Source organism: Yoonia sp. GPGPB17 (genome assembly GCF_037892195.1).
In the GTDB taxonomy this organism is placed as follows: Bacteria; Pseudomonadota; Alphaproteobacteria; order Rhodobacterales; family Rhodobacteraceae; genus Yoonia.
In genome coordinates this window covers 3,342,014-3,358,871 of sequence record NZ_JATACI010000002.1, presented here as the reverse complement: position 1 = coordinate 3,358,871, position 16,858 = coordinate 3,342,014, and the positions used below count along the sequence as shown (strand labels likewise).

Below are 16,858 nucleotides of genomic sequence, written 5' to 3'. Positions count from 1 at the left end.
GCATTGATGCAGGCACCTGACCCGCCTATAAGACCTCGAACATCTGCTAAGAGGGTCCCATGACATTCCGCGCCAAGCATCTTTTGGGCATTGAACCTCTGCATCCCACAGAAATCACCACATTGCTGGATTTGGCAGACAGCTATGCGGATCATAACCGGCGTGGGGTCGCCCACCGCGATGTGCTGGCCGGGCTGACGCAGATCAACATGTTCTTTGAGAATTCCACCCGCACGCAGGCCAGTTTCGAACTGGCAGGCAAACGGCTGGGGGCCGATGTGATGAACATGGGAATGCAGGCATCATCCATCAAGAAGGGTGAGACGCTGATTGATACGGCGCTGACACTGAACGCGATGCGCCCCGATTTGTTGGTCGTGCGGCATCCGCATTCGGGTGCGGTCGATCTGCTCGCGCAGAAAGTGAACTGCGCTGTGCTGAATGCAGGTGATGGCAAGCACGAACATCCGACGCAAGCGCTGCTCGACGCGCTCACAATCCGCCGTGCTAAAGGCCGCTTGCATCGCCTGTCCATCGCCATTTGCGGCGATATCGCGCACAGCCGCGTGGCCCGTTCCAACATCATGCTGCTGGGCAAGATGGAAAATCGTATCCGTCTGATCGCGCCGCCAACGCTGATGCCCTCTGGCGTTGCGGATTTCGGTGTTGAGGTGTTCGAGAACATGGAAGAGGGCCTGAAAGACGTTGACGTCGTCATGATGCTCCGCCTGCAAAAGGAACGCATGGACGGTGGTTTCATCCCGTCAGAGCGGGAATACTTCCACCGCTACGGGCTGGACGCCGCCAAACTGGCGCATGCCAAGCCCGACGCCATCGTTATGCACCCCGGTCCCATGAACCGCGGGGTCGAGATTGATGGGACTATTGCCGATGACATCAACCGATCAGTCATTCAGGAACAGGTCGAAATGGGCGTTGCCGTACGTATGGCCGCAATGGACCTGCTCGCACAAAATCTACGCACCGGGCGCAAGGCCGTGATGGTATGATCCGCCGGTTCGTCCAGCCACCCGCACTTGACCGCTGGGACGACTACTTTGAACCCGGCGAAGTGCTGCTATGGCAGGGTGCGCCAGAGCCGGGTCCGCATTCCTACATTGGTACGATCGCGTTGAGCGCCTTCGGTTTGCCGTTCCTGATCGCAGGTCTGACGACCGCCGCGATGGGTCTGGGGCAGCTTTTGGGTATGAATGGCGTTGCTGATCTGGGTCTGGGCCTATTCATGACGGCCTTTTCTATCCCGTTTCTAGGCGCAGGCGCCGGGATGACTATCGGTTCGTGGCTTTATGCCTTCAATGGACATAAATTCACCCGCTATGCGCTGACCAACAAACGCGCTTATCTCGCAACGTCCTTTTTCAAACACAGCCTGACCACCTATGTGATTGCGCCCGATGACGTCATCACGCTGACCCAGGGAAAGCTGGACACTGTACGCTTCAAAACGGTCCATGACCGTGACAGCGATGGCGACAAGACAACCCAGAAGATCGGGTTCGACAATATTAAGGACGGACAAGAGGTCTATGCCATGATCCGCCAAATCCAGAGAGAGGCGCAATGACGCTGACCATTCCCGCTGATGACTATGGCCAGATCCGGGTTTTTGCGACGGATGCGGACCTCCCTGGTGACGTGATCGAAAAGACGCCACGCGGTCTGGAGTACCTTTTTGAGGCTGACCTGAACCCCGACTTTGTCGACATTGTGCGGATCAAGGACCTCGGCGACATGACACTCAGTGCTTACATCGCGGAAGGCTATGATATGGCCCCCGATCTTGTGGACAAGGCGTCTGTCAACGGGATCACAGGCCATGCGATCCTCGTACTCTCCCGGGCATCAGGCGGTATTGAGACGACTTTGACCCTTGCCGACGGTTTGAGGCATGTCACGACCTACATCCCAACCGCCAAAATCGTTGCCCCGGAACCACTGACCTCAGACGCAGCCGCAGGTACGCTCAACCCCAAGCCTACCAAGCCACCAAAATCAAATGCCCGCATGAGCGGGATGGTCGCGATGTATGCTTTGCTGGCTATGTTCGCTTTAGTGGGCCTGATGATCTGGGTGGGCGGTTAGATGTGCCGCCCCACTGAAGACTTGCCCTGACATGGTTTTCCCGCCAAAACCCCTTGAAGCTTTGCGCCCAGGACCTCGCATATGACCGCCACCTTCTTTGCCAACGCCCGCCTGATTGATCCGGTCGCCCTAACCGACGGACCGGGCGCTGTGTTGATTGAAAACGGCGTGATCAAAGAGGTGTTTGAGGCAGGCGCGACCCCACCCAAATCCGCGAATGTCATCGACTGCGCTGGCCAGTGCCTGGCGCCCGGTATTATCGACATTGGCGTGAAAGTCTCTGAACCCGGCGAGCGGCACAAGGAAAGCTTTCGCTCGGCCGGTCTTGCCGCAGCCGCTGGCGGTGTGACCACAATCGTCACCCGCCCCGATACACTGCCCGCCATCGACACGCCTGAAACACTGGAGTTTGTCGAACGGCGCGCGCAGGAAGACGCCCCCGTACATGTCTTGCCCATGGCCGCCCTTACAAAGGAACGCGAGGGGCGCGAGATGACCGAGATCGGGTTTCTGCAAGATGCGGGTGCCGTCGCTTTCACCGACTGCGACCGGGTTGTTACCAACACAAAAGTGTTCAGCCGCGCACTGACTTATGCCCGGTCTTTGGATGCGCTGGTCATTGGTCACGTCCAGGAACCGGGACTGTCAGAAGGCGCTGCCGTCACGTCCGGCAAATTCGCCTCGCTCCGCGGTCTGCCCGGCGTCAGCCCGATGGCCGAACGTATGGCGCTGGACCGCGATATCAGCCTGCTCGAGATGACCGGCGCGCGTTATCATGTCGATCAGATTACGACGGCCCGCGCCTTGCCAGCACTGGAACGGGCCAAACGCAACGGTCTCAGGATCACCGCCGGTATTGGCGTGCACCACCTGACACTCAACGAGTTTGATGTGGCCGACTACCGCACCTTCTTCAAACTGAAACCGCCCCTGCGTAGCGAAGAAGACCGGGTCGCGGTGGTCCAGGCCGTCGCCGAAGGGCTAATCGACATCATCAGTTCGATGCATACGCCGCAGGACGAAGAGAGTAAGCGTTTGCCTTATGAAGAAGCCGCCAGTGGCGCTGTCGGCCTCGAAACCCTATTGCCCGCTGCGCTGCGCCTCTACCACGCCGAAATGATCGACCTGCCGCGCCTGTTCCGTGCGATGTCGCTGAACCCAGCGCACCTGCTGGGCCTCAGCGCGGGGCGGTTGCAGGCCGACGCCCCAGCCGATCTGATCCTGTTTGACCCCGGCGCGCCTTTCCAACTTGATCGCGCCGCACTCTTGTCAAAATCAAAGAATACACCTTTCGATGGCGCACGCATGCAAGGCCGCGTCCTTGGCACATGGGTCAGCGGCCAGCGGATTTGGGAGAGCGCGTAATGCCGAGTATCGAAAGCACATATGCCATATTGGCGCTTTGGGCAGTGATCGGCTATCTGGCCGGGTCTATCCCCAGCGGTATGATCTTGGCGGGGCTGATGAACCTTGGCAATCTGCGCGAGGTCGGTTCGGGCAACATCGGGGCCACAAATGTCCTGCGCACCGGCAACAAGAAAGCTGCAGCGCTCACGCTGCTGTTTGACGCCGCAAAAGGCGCAATCGTCGTACTGGCGGCAAGACTACTCGCCGCCGAAGACGCGGCCCAACTCGGCGCGCTGATGGCGTTCTTGGGGCATTGCTTTCCTATTTGGCTGCGGTTCAAAGGGGGCAAAGGGGTCGCGACATACTTTGGCATCCTGCTGGCGGTGAATTGGCAAATCGGGCTGATTGCCTGCGCGATCTGGCTCGTTGCCGCTGCGATCACCCGTTATTCATCGCTGGCAGCTTTGGTTACTGCCGGGTGGATCCCCCTGATTATCGGCTTCATCACAAATGGCACGATGTTTTTTCTGTCGGCAGTTTTGTGTTTTCTCATCTTCCTGCGTCACATCGGAAACATCGCCCGCTTGCGCAGAGGCGAAGAAACCAAGATCGGCGCGAAAAGCGTCTAAGCGAATACCTTGATGTTTCTGCCTTTCCTGCTATTTCTGTAATTACAGAAAGTAAGGAAAAGCAATGCAGCTTTCGGCGGCGACGCAAGATTTCATCCTCCACTGGGGGGAAATGGGTACCAAATGGGGGGTGAACAGATCCGTTGCGCAAATCCATGCCCTTTTGCATCTCTCACCCAAACCATTGGCCGCAGATGAAATCTGCAAGGCACTGAACCTCGCACGGTCCAACGTGTCGACCGGCCTGAAGGAATTGCAAGCTTGGAAACTGGTTAGCGTGAGCCGCGACCTGGGCGACCGCAGAGACAAGTTTCATTCTGTACGCGATATGTTCGAACTCGCCCATGTGGTGATTGAAGGACGCCGCAACCGGGAATTCGCGCCCACCATCGCAGCACTCGAACGGGTCGCGGCGGACGCAAAGGATGATACAACCCCGGCACATATCAAAGAACGTATGGCTGAAACGCTTCAGACAATGCAGATGTTTGACGCGTGGTACATGGACGTCGCGCGCTTGCCCCGTAGTGTGCAAATGGCCGCGTTGAAGCTGGGCGCACGGATTGCGCGTTTCCTACCCAAATCCAGTTAATTTTTTACTCAGGAATTTCTGAAATGACAGAAACAACAGAATTTAAAGAAAGCCCCCGGTATTCCGTCAATCCGACCGCCTTCGTCTTTGCGCTGATTTGCGCACCTCTGGTTGTGACGCTTTTCAGCTTTTGGACGATCATAGGGCTCTTCGCGCTGCCGTTCGGCATTATCCCCTATCTGGTCATAGGAACACCCATGTTGCTTTGGGCGGTAGGACGGATCAAACCCGGGTTTAAGCCCTATGCGCTGCTGGGGCTGGCGGGCAATGTCATCCTGGCCGTCATTGTTGGGATTATGGCTTTAGCAGACGGAAACGCCGGTCAAGCGAACGAAGCGATCGTCTTCTTTGCTGGTTTCGGTCTGATCTTTGCCCCGCTCTATGGCGGTGCATTTGGATCGCTCTACGCCTTATTCCATCCAAATATTCGTGTTCTCCAAACCTAACGAAAGGATACATCATGTCACTTGTATTCACCACTTTCTTCTTTGTTACCGGTTGCGCGCTGGCGGGCCTGTCCTACATGATCTTCCGCATCGGCGACGCTTTGTCGGATTGCCCTGCAACCGGACGTGCGGCCAAGGCCGGGTCTTTGACCATCGTGACTGGTTTTGTCGCCATTGGGACCGGTGCGGTGATGATCATCGCAGCGGGCATTTTCACCGCACTGGCAGGCATCAACGTTGAAACTGTCTTGGCGGCAATCGGTGTCTCGCTACTCGGTCTGGGTCTAGGTTTTACCCATGCCATCGCCACCTTGCGCGACGTCGTAGCCCAAGCGGCAGCACGTTCCGCGACAACCTAATAGATACACCCCGGGCGGCAACTCCGGGGTGTCACCCTCAATAGCTGTATTCGCCGTAAATCCGCTTCAGATCGCCATTCCAGTCACCATGATAGTGATCCAGCAATTCATCGGCAGGGGTCTTGCCGCTCTCAATCGTCTCGTGCAGCGCGTTCAGGAAATGCGTTTCATCGGCAATTAACCCGCCCGCACCCGGCATCGCGCGGGCTTTCAACCCAGCCTCAGAGATCGCAACGACCTCGCGCGCCAGATCATGCATGTTGATCCCGTCAACCTGCGCCTGCAACCCATCGACCGAAGCCGCAACGCGCAATGCCTCGCGCTGTTCTGCTGTCCAGCCTTTGCACAGGTCCCACGCCGCGTCCAAAGCGGTCTGATCATACATCAGCCCCACCCAGAACGCCGGCAGCGCACATAGACGGCGCCATGGACCGCCATCAGCACCGCGCATCTCGATAAACTGTTTTACGCGCGCTTCTGGAAACACGGTGGTCAGGTGATCCGCCCAATCCGACATCAGCGGCTTTTCACCCGGCAGTGCGGGCAGTTCACCCTTCAGGAAATCACGAAACGACATGCCCAGCGCGTCGATGTATTTCCCATCGCGGTAGACAAAGTACATCGGCACATCCAGCACCCACTGTACCCAAGCCTCGAACCCAAAGCCGCTCTCAAAGACAAAGGGCACCATCCCGGTCCGATCTGCATCCAGATCGCGCCAGATGCGCGACCGCCACGATTTATGGCCATTCACCTGCCCCTCAAAGAACGGGGAATTGGCAAACAGGGCTGCCGCGACGGGCTGCAACGCAATCGCCACCCGCATCTTCTGCACCATGTCCGCCTCAGACCCGAAATCAAGGTTCACCTGCACAGTACAGGTCCGGCGCATCATCGCCGTGCCCATGGTGCCGACCTTCTCCATGTAGTTGTTCATCAGCTTGTAGCGACCCTTGGGCATGAGCGGCATCTGCTCATGCGTCCATTCCGGGGCGGCACCAAGGCCGATAAACTTTACTCCGATCTCATCCGAGACCGATTTCACCTCGGCCAGATGGGTATTCACTTCGTCACAGGTCTGGTGGATCGTCTCTAGCGGGGCGCCTGACAATTCCAACGCGCCACCTGGCTCCAAACTGACGTTCGCGCCATCCTTGGTCAGGCCGATGATCTTGCCCTCTTCCTCAACCCGGTCCCAGCCAAAGCGGCCTTCGAGCCCCTCAAGCACTGCCTTGATTGAGCGTTCACCATCGTAAGGCAGCGGTTTCAGAGTATCTTTGCAATACCCGAACTTCTCATGCTCCGTCCCGATCCGCCAATCTTCCTTGGGCTTGCACCCTTTCGCCAGCACCTCGGCCAGCTGGTCATGATGCTCGATAGGGCCGCCGCCGGATTGAGGGATGGACATGGGCGTACGCTCCGCTGTTGGTCAGATCATATCGGTGAACTGCCCGAAGCCCGGTGTCAATGCAAGAGCGGCTTCACCCGGCTCCACACGGTCACGCGCGCATCAGGTGTGTGTGACAGCACATCCAGCACAGCGGTGGTTTTGATATCCGGCAATGCGGCAAAGACATCAAACAGGCCTTCCGCCCCTTTCGCATTGATCGGGATCGAAAGCACTTGGCCTTCAATACTGGTCAAAACCCAACTTGGATCCGGGTGGCTGGTCGGATCAATCTCCAACCGGCTGAGGTCTGCCACATCCATGATCCCCCCGTCGAGCGGACCGAAATAGGCCAATCTACGCTCTCTGATCTGTACCACGCCGGGGCCGTCGCCATCTTGCGCAAAACGCGCGCGCTGCACGCCTGCGACACCCCAACCGATCCCGATGAGGCAAAAGATGTAGCCCAGCCAGACATTGATCCCGACCCCGGTCAGCGCCCACCAAATACCCAAAAGCAGCACAACACCGGCCAACAGCACTTCGCGCCAGCGCCAGAAAAATGCACGCACTTCGGGACGCAAAAAATCACCCATAGATCACCTGTGGTTCTTCGTAAAACAGGATGGTGAAGTCGCCAGTGCGCGCAAATCCAATCGCCTCATAGGCTTTGCACGCCTGCGGTGAAGCCGCAAATAAGATCGCATGTGCGACACCGCGCGACCGTGCCTCTTGCAGGTGCATCGCGACAGCCGTCCGCGCCAAACCACGGGATCGCGCAGCAGGCGGCGTGTAAACCCCACCAATCTGCACCGCCTCCGGCAACACCGCATTGAAACCCGTCATCGCCACGGGGGTATCGCCCCGGTAAAGCACCCGGTGGCTATTGGCGGCGATGTAGCTTTCAATGTCATCCTTGGCCTTCTGTTCGGAGTCCTCACCCGGCATAGGTAGGACTTCCTCCAGATAGGCGCGACGCCAACCTATGATAAGAGTGCGCGGCGCAGCAGCCAACGGACGCATGTTGAAGCCCGTGCAGTCCGGCATCTTCAAGTCCCCTAGCGCCAGTTCATATAGCGGTTCTTCCTGATCCAAACCGCCTTGGCCCGACAACCCCAAAACCGCGCGCAGCTCGGCAATCTGACGCGCGTCGCCCAGCATGCCCTTTACAGTCGTCCCGGTTAAGACGGTCTTTACCGCACCCCAAGGCGCCGTTGGGCATTGTGGAAACACGCCGCCTTGCTCGGACACTGGCAGCAGATCGGCAATCTCACCCGCTTCCCAACGCACCCAAAACTGCATGGCGCGCGGATGCCCACCACTCATCCCATGCTGACGCAAGTTCGACAGCGGAAACATCGACGTCGCGATATGCTTCTTGAGGAAGGCCTCAATTGCTGGCCGATCTTCCGGGGTTGCGCGGATCATGCCCCATCCTCTTGGTCCAAAGGATGCCACTGTTGGCCGTCGGCACCTTCGCGCGGAATACTGTAAGGCGCAGGCTCAAACCGAGGCGTCATCTCAGTGAAATCGCGGATCAGCTCCAGATCCAAACCAACCGTGCGATACAAACGCCCACCCTGCACCTCGTAGCGGTCAAAAGCGTCAGGCTGCGGGACAGGCGCACCAGCCAGAAGGCGTTCGCGTAATGCCTTGAATAAAGGGGCTGGCTTACCGTTCACCAAGCGCAATCCGGTGCGGCAATCTTTGGTGATCTTGCCCGCCACAACCCGATGCAAGCCCGCAGCCCGCCCAATGATGTCGGTCACCTCCATCGGCTCGTAAAGCTGATAATGCCCATTGTCCAAAAACCAACCGCCGCTGCGCCAGACATGGTCTTGCGGGTACAAGGCAAGGGCCGTGAACCAAGGTGCTTGTGAAATCACGGTGTATTGTGCACCGGCGCGCTGGTTGGGATCGGCATTGATAACGGCATACAGAAAATGCCGCCCATCCGGCGACAGCGCGCAATCCTCTTCCCGCAGCGTTTTGCGCAGCCATTGGCCTTCGGTGAAGGTATCCGTCGCGCGGTCCCAGCCAATCAGATTGTAAAGCTTCTTGCCCGCGCGGCGCAAAATCAGCGCCTGATCATTCTCGGTCGCAAAGAACAGATACAGGCGCAGCAAAGGGGCTGTGCTCATGCCCAATCCCCAAGCGCTTGCTGCCATACGGTTAAGGCAGCAACTGCCGCCGTATCCGCCCGCAGAATACGTGGCCCAAGGCTGACCGGATGCGTAAAGGGCAGCCCGTGCAGCCGGTCACGCTCTGCCGGTGAAAACCCACCCTCCGGCCCGATCAGGATCGCCCACGGTCCCTCAACCTGCGGCAACCCAACCGGATCACCGATCAACACTTCGTCACAAAACATCAACTGTCGGCCGTCAGGCCAATCCGCCAGCACACGGTCCAGCTTGGCCAATTCATCCACCGGCGGGACAAAGGTCCCGCCGCATTGCTCAGCCGCCTCAACCGCATGGGCCTGCAGCTTGTCTTGCCGGATACGGTTGGCACTCTGGGTGAAATCTGTCTGGACCGGCATGACCCGTGCCGCTCCCATTTCCACAGCCTTTTCAACGATAAAGGCGGTGCGTTCTTTGCGAATGGGTGCAAACAGCAACCACAAATCCGGGGGCATCTGCAAAGGGGTCGTTTGCGCAGAACACATCAAAACGCCGCCCTTCTTGCCGCTTTCATTACCTCTGCGTCCCACGCGCCGTCAGACCCGTTTATGAGCGACAAAACGGCCCCTTCCGCCAACCGCATCACACCGAACAGGTAATGCGCCTGCTCGCGCGACAGCGGAACCGATTGCCCTTCCCCCAATGGGTGATCTACATAAAGCCGAACCTTGGATGCCATGAGGCGGACCATATGACCGAAGACACCGAAGTGCCAGAGCCGACCGGCACCGTCGCAGACGCCGTAAAGGACAACTGGGTTGATCGGTTCGCGCCTGCGTTCAGCCGCCCGTATCTACGGCTCAGCCGGGCGGACAGACCCATTGGCACTTGGTTGCTCTATGCCCCCTGCCTCTGGGGGCTCTCCCTCGCGATCCTCGCAACCGACAGCTACAGCCAGCATGACATCTGGATCATCGTTGGCTGCGGCATCGGCGCATTCCTGATGCGAGGTGCGGGCTGCACATGGAACGACATCACGGATCGCGACATCGACGGATCGGTTTCAAGGACCCGATCACGCCCCATCCCGGCCGGGCTAGCCAGCGTGCGCGGGGCACTGATCTGGATGGCCGCCCAAGCAATTCTCGCCTTCTTCATCCTGATCACGTTCTACCCTACCGCCATCTTCCTCGGCATCCTCGCGCTGGCACCGGTGGCCATCTATCCCTTCGCCAAGCGGTTCACATGGTGGCCGCAATTGTTCCTGGGCTTGGCCTTCAACTGGGGGGCTTTGCTCGCATGGGCTGCCCACACAAACAGCATCGGCCCCGTGCCCATCGTTCTTTACTGCGCTGGCATTGCGTGGACGCTGTTCTACGACACGATCTACGCCCACCAAGACGCTGAAGACGACGCGCTCATCGGCGTGAAGTCCACCGCACGCCTGTTCGGAGAAGACAGTCGCAAGTGGCTGCGCTTCTTCCTGACGGTCACCATCATCCTCTTCGGTTTCGCGGTTTTGCTGGCGGCCTCCGAACGCTCACCGCTGTCACTGGTGATCGCCATCGGCGGGCCGTGGGCGCTTGGCTGGCACCTGACATGGCAACTGACGCGTTTTGATCCCGAAGACAGCGACGGTTTACTCAGGATATTCCGTTCAAACCGGGATGCCGGGCTGATCCCCCTGCCATTTTTCGCCTTAGCTCTTTTGGTGTGATTGAACCCCGCCGCTGGTGGGCCTATGCAGAGGCTATATCAAGAACCGGAACCCTATGCGTCTCTCAGCAGTTTTCACCCGCCTGATCGTTTTCATCGCCGCCGCGTTCCTATCGGTCGCCGCAGCGCAAACGACTGTGTCGGTGGTCGAAGAACGATCCGTGCTGGCGGTGCAGGAAACGCTTGTAGATCAGGGGTATGAATGGGCCACGGTTCTGGGCGACGGGCTCCAGGTCATCCTCGAAGGCGAAGCGCCGACCGAGGCTGTGCGCTTTCGCGCCATCTCTGCTGCTGGCGGCATGGTCGACGCCAGCCGGGTCATCGACAATCTGTCCGTCGCCGATCGGAGATCATCACCCCACCCGAGTTCGCGATCGAAATCCTGCGTAACAATGCGGGCGTATCACTGATAGGCCTGATCCCCGCAACGACTGACCGCGAGGCCCTGGCCACGCGCATCACCGATATCGCAGACGGGCTGCCGGTGACCGATCTTCTTGAAGTGGCGGACTATCCAACACCGCAAACATGGCGTGCATCGCTTAGCTATTCTCTGCGCGCGCTCGAAATGCTGAGTAAGTCAAAAATCTCGGTCAACGCCGACAGGGTGATTGTCAACGCGATCTCGGACAGCCCCGAAGAAAAGCGTCAACTCGAAATCGCCTTGGCGCGCAATACGCCCGAGGGCGTACGATTAGCCGTTGAAATCAGCGCGCCGCGCCCTGTGATCTCACCTTTCACCACACGTTTTATTCTGGATGCCAATGGCGCGCGCTTTGATGCCTGCACCGCCGACACCGAAGAAGCGCGGCGACAAATCCTGACCACTGCATCTGAAGCCGGTTTTCAAGATCGGGCCAATTGTATCCTGGCCTTGGGCGCACCATCCCGCACATGGGGCGATGCGGTGGCGCAATCCATCGCGGCCGTCGACAGCATGGGCGGCGGGACGATCACCATCGCAGATACTGACATCACGCTGATCGCACCTGTTGGTACCGGACAGGCCACTTTTGACAATATCGTAGGGCGGTTGGAAAACTCACTGCCAGAGGCATTCGCGCTGACGGCTGAATTGCCAGAGCTGCCGACAGAAACATCCGAAGAACTGCCGCGGTTCACCGCCACCCTCAGCCCCGAAGGCACTGTGCAGTTGCGGGGCCGTGTGCCGGATGACATCACCAACACCGTTGTGAAAAACTTCGCCAGCGCCCGTTTTGCCCAACGCGACATCACTATGGGGACACGGATCGCCGATGGGTTGCCCATGGGCTGGTCCGTACGTGTCCTTGCCGGGATTGAGGCGCTGTCAGAGCTTTCCAACGGTGCGGTCATTGTCGAAGCCGACAAACTGCAAATCCGCGGCAACACTGGAAATGAAGATGCCAGTGGCGTCATCTCGCGCCTGCTGATCGAAAAATTGGGACAGACCGCTGATTTTGAGATTGATGTCACCTATGTCAAGGAACTCGATCCCATCGCAGGTATTCCCACGCCGGAAGAATGCATTGCGCAAATCATCGCCACGACCGAAGGGCGCAAAATCACCTTTGATCCCGGCTCTGCCGACCTGACAATTGACACGCAGCCCGTGGTCGATGACATCGCAGATATCCTCAAGACATGTGGTGACCTGCCGATCCGGGTGTCGGGCTTTACCGACAGCCAAGGGCGCGAAATTATGAACCAGCAGCTCTCTCAAGATCGGGCGGATGCGGTCCTGACGGCGTTGCGCGCACGGCGCGTTCCTGTCTCAACCTTCGAATCCATCGGGTTTGGAGAGGAAAACCCCATCGCCGACAACGATACCGAAGAAGGGCGTGAGAGAAACCGCCGGATTGAGTTCAGCCTCATCGTGCCAGAATCGACGGTCGAGGAAACGTCAACGCTGGACGAGTTGGCAGCAGAACCCGACAATGAACAACCCCAAGAAGAAGCCCCTGCACCAGCAGATGACACTGCGGCAGAAAGCGAATAGACCAGCCCCATGAACAGAACCGAATTCATCATTGCGACGGCTGTGATCCTCTTTGTAGCTTTCATGCTGGGCTGGTTTGCCAGTTGGCTGGTCAATCGCTTCACCCGCGTGACCAAGGCCGAAATCGGTGAGCTGGATAAGATGGCGCAAGCGCTGCACGAGGCTGAAGAAACCCGCGACCAGGCGATCACCTATCTGCAGCAGCGCGAGGCTGAGATCACAAACCAGCTCAGCCAGACCGAGGCCGAACTGCGGGCAGCTATGGACGGTTTGCGTGAAGCGCGGCGTGAGGCGGAAGAGCTACGCGGCTATATCGAGCGCCAGAACGCCGGTTAAGCACTAGCGGGGTGCAGCGGCACGCTTCAGGCGATCATTGATAGCGCGGCCCAACCCATGGTCTGGAATGGGCGATACCGCAATGCGTTTGGCGCCCATCCCATCCAACGCATGCAGACAGGCGAACAAACGCGCTGCGGCTTCGGTCAAATCGCCAGCAACCGAAAGGTTCAGTGCTGCTTCAACCGGGCCAAACCCAAGCAGGACTTCGCCCTCTTCTGCGGAGGCTGCGTTCAAACGCACCCTGCCCTGCGGCGCGTAATGGGATGCCAACTGTCCCGGTGCTGCCGGTACATCCGGGTCTTGAGGCACAGCTAAGGGCTGTCCCAGACACGCCTCCAGGGCTTCAACCGGAATTCCACCCGCACGCAGCAATGCTGGTTCGCCAACGCAGCTGACAATCGATGATTCAACACCAACGTGACATTCCCCGGCATCAACGACGGCATCAATCTTGCCCCCTAACCCCGCCGCAACATGCGCCGCGGTCGTCGGGCTGACCCGGCCTGACGGGTTCGCTGACGGGGCCGCAACGGGGCCGCCAAAGGCCGTCAGCAACCCATGCGCCACCGGATGATCCGGCACCCGCACCGCCAAAGTGTCCAATCCAGCCGTAACCAGTTTTGATACACCAGCGCCTTCCGTCAAATGCAAAACCAGCGTCAAAGCCCCCGGCCAAAACGCAGCAGCTAACTGATGCGCTGTATCATTCATTTTGCAGAAATCGGTAACTGCCTCAACATCGGCCAAATGCACGATCAACGGATTGAAACTCGGACGCCCCTTGGCCTTGTAAATTTCCGCAACAGCGGTGTCATTGCAGGCATCTGCGCCCAGCCCATAGACCGTCTCTGTTGGAAAGGACACCAAGCCACCTTCCGCCAAAATCGCAGCCGCCTTTTCCAAACCGGCAACATCCGGGCGAAGCATCAGCAATTGTTCATTATTCATGACGTGGCGTTTTAGTTGAAGGGGGGCCGCGCTACGATAGGTTGGCCGTATGAAGGGATGCATAGCCCTCGTACCCGCTTTTGCCAAGCGGCTGCATATTTTGGAGAGAGAACAATGCCTTATCGCGCGCCAGTCAGCGATTTTCATTTCTTGATGGACCATGTGGTCGGCTTTGATGAGGTCACGGCAACAGATCGCTTCGCCGAAGCAACACCCGATATGACCCAGGCGATTCTCAGCGAGGGTGCCAAAATGTGCGAGGAAATCCTCGCGCCATTGAACCGTGCTTAAACGATCTGCATCCTGCACATCTCGAAAACGGTGTCGTGCGCACATCCCCCGGTTTCTCCGAGGGCTACGCCGCGATCGCCGAGGGCGGCTGGATTGGCATGTCCGCCAGCCAAGAGGTTGGCGGCCTTGGCCTGCCAATGACGCTGACAACCGCGCTCAACGACATGATGTCCAGCGCCTGCCTGTCCCTGCAACTCAGCCCGCTGATGACGCAAGGCCAGATCGAAGCGCTGGAGCACCACGCATCCGATGCGATCAAAGAGCTGTATATCCCCAAGCTGATTTCCGGCGAATGGAACGGCACAATGAACCTGACGGAACCCCAGGCCGGGTCTGATGTCGGCGCACTACGTACAAAAGCCGAACCGAACGGCGATGGCACCTATGCAATCACAGGTCAGAAAATCTACATCAGCTGGGCGGACAACGATTTCACCGAAAACGTCTGCCATCTTGTTCTCGCCCGTTTGCCCGATGGCGTCCCCGGCACCAAAGGCATCAGCCTGTTCATGGTGCCCAAGCTGATCCCCGATGCCGACGGCAACCCCGGCGCAAAGAACGACCTGCGGGTGGTCAGTCTTGAGCACAAGATGGGCCTGCATGGCTCACCCACTGCCGTGATGGAATACGCTGGTGCCAAAGGCTGGCTTGTCGGCAAAGAACATGGCGGCATGGCGGCGATGTTCACCATGATGAACAACGCGCGGCTGGGGGTGGGTGTTCAAGGTGTGGGCGTTGCCGAGGGCGCGCTGCAACATGCGCTTGCCTACGCCAATGACCGCAAACAGGGCAAAGCGTCCGGGTCAGGCACCATCATAGAACACGCCGATGTGCGCCGCATGCTGACGACGATGAAGGCCGACACCTATGCGGCCCGTGCGATCACGCTGATGAATGCTGTTGCCATTGATATGGCAATGGCAACAGATGACGATGGCTGGCAGGCCCGCGCTGCGTTTCTGACACCGATCAGCAAGGCGTTCGGCTCGGATATCGGCAGCGAAGTTTCTGCCGCTGGCATGCAGGTGCATGGCGGCATGGGCTTTGTCGAAGAAACCGGAGCCGCCCAATACGCCCGCGACGTCCGCGTAACGGCGATCTACGAGGGCACCAACGGTATTCAGGCGATGGATCTTGTCGCACGTAAACTGATGGACGGAGGCGAGGCCGCCTTCCGCATCCTTGAAGAAATCGAACAAGGGGCCGAATTGGCCAAGGCTACTCATCCTGACCTTGCAGATGCGGTCTGGCAATCGGCGGAATCCCTGCGCGAAACAACCGAATGGCTCGTCGCGCAAGAGGATTTGAACAATCGCTTTGCCGGTGCCGTCCCCTATCTGCGCGCCTTTGCGCGGGTCCTTGGCGGGCATGTGCATCTGGCAAGCGCGGTCAAGGGCGATGCGGCCCGCGCCCGCCTTGCAACCTTTTACATCAAGCGTATGTTACCCGAACATGTGGGCCTTCTGGCGCACGCACGTGAAGGGGCAGACGACCTTATGGCTATCTCCGCAGACGACCTCGCCGCCTGATGCCAGACGACCAAAGCGGCATTCGCTATCCATTCCCGGACGCGCCCGCTGAGGGCGAGGCGGTCACGGTTGCGCCGGGTGTCTTGTGGATGCGATTGCCCCTGCCGATGGCGTTGGATCATGTCAACATCTACGCGCTGGATGACGGCGACAGCTGGACGGTGATCGACACTGGCTTCGCCTCAAAACGTGGCCGCACGATCTGGGGTAAGCTGCTGGACGGGCCACTTGCCGGAAAACCGGTCTCGCGCGTGATCGTGACCCACCACCACCCCGACCACGTCGGACTGGCGGCATGGTTCATGGAACAAGGCGCCGAGCTTTGCATGCCGCGCACCGGCTGGCTGATGGCGCGGATGCTGACGCTGGATGTGCAAGAGGTGCCAAACGCCGAGGCGCTCACTTTCTACACCCGCGCCGGTATGGCGGCAGACGAGCTCAAGCGGCGCAGCACGGAACGCCCCTTCAATTTCGCCGATTGCGTGGCTCCCCTTCCCCTCGGCTACACCCGACTGACCGACGGCGATACCATCACAATGGGTGGGCGCGTTTGGGATATCCGCATGGGCGACGGGCACGCGCCGGAACACGCGACATTCTGGAGCCGGGATGACAACCTCGTCATCGGCGGCGATCAGCTCCTGCCGTCCATCAGCCCAAACCTTGGGGTTTATCCGACCGAACCCGACGCAGACCCCGTCACCGACTGGCTGCGTTCATGCGAAAAGTTTCAGGCCATTGCGCAAACTGATCAGCTTGTTCTGGGCGGTCACAAACTGCCCTTCACCGGGTTACCCACTCGACTGACACAACTGATCGAAAACCATCATGGCGCGCTTAAACGGCTCTTGGCGCATCTGGATCAGCCACGCAGCGCTGGCGAATGCTTTCTGCCACTCTTCAAGCGGACCATTGGCCAAGGCGAATACGGTCTGGCACTGGTCGAGGCTGTCGCCCACCTCAACCATCTGCACCAAGCAGGGCAAGCAACGCGCACTATGCGCGACGATGGCGCATGGGTGTTTCAGGCGGTCTAAGCCGCCACCTGATCCGCAAGTGGTGTCATCGCCAATC

General features: G+C 58.9%; 18 protein-coding genes and 2 pseudogenes. 14 read left to right on the top strand and 6 right to left on the bottom strand.

Translation table 11 applies throughout. The features are described from left to right. The first annotated feature begins 59 nt into the window (after positions 1 to 59). The 8 genes from QTO30_RS17750 (at position 60) to QTO30_RS17715 (ending at position 5,476) form a co-directional block, all read left to right on the top strand. Positions 60 to 1,010 (top strand): aspartate carbamoyltransferase catalytic subunit, encoded by a 951-nt coding sequence (locus QTO30_RS17750; RefSeq protein ID WP_340425382.1) that lies wholly within the window; start codon positions 60 to 62, stop codon positions 1,008 to 1,010. Further along, positions 1,007 to 1,585: a hypothetical protein gene (locus tag QTO30_RS17745; RefSeq protein WP_340425381.1), complete on the top strand. Its 579-nt coding sequence runs from the start codon at positions 1,007 to 1,009 to the stop codon at positions 1,583 to 1,585. Before QTO30_RS17750 ends, QTO30_RS17745 begins: the two co-directional genes overlap by 4 nt. Next, positions 1,582 to 2,103, top strand: coding sequence for a hypothetical protein (locus QTO30_RS17740; RefSeq protein ID WP_340425380.1), 522 nt, complete (start codon positions 1,582 to 1,584; stop codon positions 2,101 to 2,103). The genes QTO30_RS17745 and QTO30_RS17740 overlap by 4 nt, the downstream gene beginning before the upstream one ends. 81 nt (positions 2,104 to 2,184) lie before the next feature. Further along, positions 2,185 to 3,468 (top strand): dihydroorotase, encoded by a 1,284-nt coding sequence (gene pyrC, locus QTO30_RS17735; protein WP_340425379.1) that lies wholly within the window; start codon positions 2,185 to 2,187, stop codon positions 3,466 to 3,468. Next, a complete protein-coding gene (gene plsY / locus QTO30_RS17730; protein ID WP_340425378.1) occupies positions 3,468 to 4,079 on the top strand; it encodes a glycerol-3-phosphate 1-O-acyltransferase PlsY in 612 nt (203 codons plus the stop codon). Before pyrC ends, plsY begins: the two co-directional genes overlap by 1 nt. A 64-nt stretch (positions 4,080 to 4,143) precedes the next feature. Further along, positions 4,144 to 4,671 (top strand): GbsR/MarR family transcriptional regulator, encoded by a 528-nt coding sequence (locus QTO30_RS17725; protein ID WP_340425377.1) that lies wholly within the window; start codon positions 4,144 to 4,146, stop codon positions 4,669 to 4,671. Positions 4,672 to 4,694: 23 nt separating this feature from the next. Then, positions 4,695 to 5,117 carry a hypothetical protein gene (locus QTO30_RS17720; RefSeq protein WP_340425376.1) on the top strand — a complete coding sequence of 141 codons (423 nt, stop codon included), beginning with the start codon at positions 4,695 to 4,697 and terminating at the stop codon, positions 5,115 to 5,117. Positions 5,118 to 5,131: 14 nt separating this feature from the next. Further along, a complete protein-coding gene (locus tag QTO30_RS17715) occupies positions 5,132 to 5,476 on the top strand; it encodes a hypothetical protein (RefSeq protein WP_340425375.1) in 345 nt (114 codons plus the stop codon). Between the two features lie 37 nt (positions 5,477 to 5,513). Here QTO30_RS17715 and QTO30_RS17710 read toward each other — a convergent pair whose 3' ends face one another. From QTO30_RS17710 to QTO30_RS17690, 5 genes and pseudogenes are all read right to left on the bottom strand, one after another. Continuing rightward, a complete protein-coding gene (locus QTO30_RS17710; RefSeq protein WP_340425374.1) occupies positions 5,514 to 6,884 on the bottom strand; it encodes a glutamate--cysteine ligase in 1,371 nt (456 codons plus the stop codon). A 56-nt stretch (positions 6,885 to 6,940) separates the two neighbouring features. After that, entirely contained in the window at positions 6,941 to 7,459 is a 519-nt protein-coding gene (locus QTO30_RS17705) for a hypothetical protein (RefSeq protein WP_340425373.1), read from the bottom strand. Then, positions 7,452 to 8,291 (bottom strand): GNAT family N-acetyltransferase, encoded by an 840-nt coding sequence (locus tag QTO30_RS17700; RefSeq protein WP_340425372.1) that lies wholly within the window; start codon positions 8,289 to 8,291, stop codon positions 7,452 to 7,454. Before QTO30_RS17700 ends, QTO30_RS17705 begins: the two co-directional genes overlap by 8 nt. Beyond that, positions 8,288 to 9,004, bottom strand: a complete 717-nt coding sequence (locus QTO30_RS17695) for a hypothetical protein (protein WP_340425371.1) — start codon at positions 9,002 to 9,004, stop codon at positions 8,288 to 8,290. The genes QTO30_RS17700 and QTO30_RS17695 overlap by 4 nt, the downstream gene beginning before the upstream one ends. Then, a pseudogene (locus QTO30_RS17690) lies at positions 9,001 to 9,722 on the bottom strand (16S rRNA (uracil(1498)-N(3))-methyltransferase). The gene QTO30_RS17695 and the pseudogene QTO30_RS17690 overlap by 4 nt, the downstream one beginning before the upstream one ends. 12 nt (positions 9,723 to 9,734) lie before the next feature. On the opposite strand from QTO30_RS17690, the gene ubiA reads away from it, so the two are divergent. The 4 genes from ubiA (at position 9,735) to QTO30_RS17670 (ending at position 13,013) form a co-directional block, all read left to right on the top strand. Beyond that, the gene (gene ubiA, locus QTO30_RS17685; protein ID WP_340425370.1) at positions 9,735 to 10,700 is read left to right on the top strand and encodes a 4-hydroxybenzoate octaprenyltransferase; all 966 of its coding nucleotides are present in this window, start codon (positions 9,735 to 9,737) and stop codon (positions 10,698 to 10,700) included. Positions 10,701 to 10,755: 55 nt separating this feature from the next. Next, positions 10,756 to 11,109, top strand: a complete 354-nt coding sequence (locus QTO30_RS17680) for a hypothetical protein (protein WP_340425369.1) — start codon at positions 10,756 to 10,758, stop codon at positions 11,107 to 11,109. A gap of 74 nt (positions 11,110 to 11,183) precedes the next feature. Continuing rightward, positions 11,184 to 12,677 (top strand): OmpA family protein, encoded by a 1,494-nt coding sequence (locus QTO30_RS17675; RefSeq protein ID WP_340425368.1) that lies wholly within the window; start codon positions 11,184 to 11,186, stop codon positions 12,675 to 12,677. Between the two features lie 9 nt (positions 12,678 to 12,686). Further along, positions 12,687 to 13,013 (top strand): hypothetical protein, encoded by a 327-nt coding sequence (locus tag QTO30_RS17670; protein WP_340425367.1) that lies wholly within the window; start codon positions 12,687 to 12,689, stop codon positions 13,011 to 13,013. A 3-nt stretch (positions 13,014 to 13,016) separates the two neighbouring features. Here QTO30_RS17670 and QTO30_RS17665 read toward each other — a convergent pair whose 3' ends face one another. Next, a complete protein-coding gene (locus tag QTO30_RS17665; RefSeq protein WP_340425366.1) occupies positions 13,017 to 13,964 on the bottom strand; it encodes an L-threonylcarbamoyladenylate synthase in 948 nt (315 codons plus the stop codon). A 114-nt stretch (positions 13,965 to 14,078) separates the two neighbouring features. Between QTO30_RS17665 and QTO30_RS17660 the strand changes: the two are divergent. Next, a pseudogene (locus tag QTO30_RS17660) lies at positions 14,079 to 15,784 on the top strand (acyl-CoA dehydrogenase). Next, positions 15,784 to 16,821 carry an MBL fold metallo-hydrolase gene (locus QTO30_RS17655; protein WP_340425365.1) on the top strand — a complete coding sequence of 346 codons (1,038 nt, stop codon included), beginning with the start codon at positions 15,784 to 15,786 and terminating at the stop codon, positions 16,819 to 16,821. The pseudogene QTO30_RS17660 and the gene QTO30_RS17655 overlap by 1 nt, the downstream one beginning before the upstream one ends. The last annotated feature ends 37 nt before the right edge of the window (positions 16,822 to 16,858 follow it).